Consider the following 1,591-nt stretch of genomic DNA (forward strand, 5'->3'; position numbering starts at 1 on the left):
ACTATTAATTCAATTCAGTTTTTGTTAAAAACGCTAAAAAATCACTAATTGTTGTGCGCCCTAAAGTCAGGCATTTGCAGTATAAAGTCAGGCGTTTGCAGTATAAAGTCAGGCGTTTGCAGGTATTTGCAGGGGCTGCATTTTACCTGTATTTACCCGAAAATATCCTGCAAATGCCTGAATTTGTCGGTCAAACTGCTGCTTTTTTGTGCTGTTCGTGCCTTTGCCTGTTGAGGTCGGTTTTGGCTGTTCTCTCTCGGTAGCAAGCAATGTTTTTGTGATCACAAACCTGACTTTTACGTGCAGAAAGAGAAATAATGCACCCTCATGAATGCGGTAATCCTAAGTGCAAGGCGATCGCGCTCTTGCTAGCTGTCGGACGAACGATAATCACAGCGAGCATCGACTTGATAGGGTCAATGGTGAGCCAGTGGTAGCGACTTGCAGGCTGCTTCGGATATTCGAGTAAGGGCAGCGGAGTCGAGTCGCGAGTTGTAGTTTTTAAAGTCAAAATGATTCAAATCACCACAAAGGTTTGGCTTTGAATCGATCGCCGTGCAGCTATCGCCACAACTACCTAAAAACTGGGGCTGGGGTGTCAAGGGGCTTAATTTTACCCGCTCTTCAACTGTGCCTCCCAATCAATACCACTGATGCGATGTTAGCCAAGTGTTTCAAAAGGCTTGGTTTTACCCGCTCTTCAACTGTGCCGATTGCTCATACTATTGTGGCGACTTTTCTGGCAACACTGGCATCAATTGCCCCGTCACACCTGGGTAGCATGGGTGGCGAGCGCTTCCCTGAGTTCTCAAGTTAACCAATCATGCTGGTTCAACGTTATGTAATGCCGCGTGAAAACTCATATCGCTAGGGCCTGGGTGCTTAGAGGGGCTCCGGCTCACGCACTCTCTCTGAAATCAAGTACAACCGTGCGGTAGCACTGCCTTCAATAAAGCCAAACAAACTGAACTGCAACTCAAAAAGAGAAAAACGCTACCGCCTTTGTCCGATACATTAATATGCAATAGCTGAATGGCTAATAACGAGGCCGCTATTTTTTAGGCAACCTTAACAGCTTTTCAATTAGTTCGGCTTGCTCAATTGTGAAAGTACAGCTTGCTATAAATGCTACCACTTTTGAGCCTCTGCTACATTTGCCTAAAATTGGAGTGTAGAGCTTGCTGTTAAATTATTAAATTGATATTAAGTGTACCGGGACAGGAAAAAACCTCAAAATTAACTTTTTGGGGCTGACTTTTCATGCGTTTTCATGCGTTTTTTGCTGTTTTTTATGAGAATGTGCGAGTAAACTTGTGCAAACTCAACTTAATTCTTAGCTGAATTTGGGGGCTTATTCGCAGCAAAAAACGCATGAAAACTCAAACTTATGCCAGAGAGGAAGCTTGCACAAAAAGCAGGAATGAGTCGTAGCAAGCAATGTTGGGAGATATATTTATACCGATACCGATAAAGGAAAGTTACGGCTAAGTTTTCTGAAACTTATAATGCGATCAGCTCTCCTGAACTTATGGTTATAAGTTTATCTAATCAGAAAAGCAAGCTAATACGCGATTCCTAAAATTATTAAAAT

The 1,591-nt window shown here is 42.9% G+C and carries 2 protein-coding genes; both read right to left on the reverse strand.

What is annotated here, in order from left to right:
• Window positions 1-108: 108 nt before the first annotated feature.
• Window positions 109-285 carry a hypothetical protein gene (locus QUB08_RS29230; protein WP_333229442.1) on the reverse strand — a complete coding sequence of 59 codons (177 nt, stop codon included), beginning with the start codon at window positions 283-285 and terminating at the stop codon, window positions 109-111.
• Window positions 286-325: 40 nt separating this feature from the next.
• On the reverse strand, window positions 326-511 hold the full coding sequence (locus tag QUB08_RS29235) for a hypothetical protein (protein ID WP_333229444.1): 186 nt from the start codon (window positions 509-511) through the stop codon (window positions 326-328).
• Window positions 512-1,591 lie beyond the last annotated feature (1,080 nt).

It is taken from the genome of Microcoleus sp. BR0-C5, from assembly GCF_036705045.1.
Lineage (GTDB): Bacteria > Cyanobacteriota > Cyanobacteriia > Cyanobacteriales > Microcoleaceae > Microcoleus.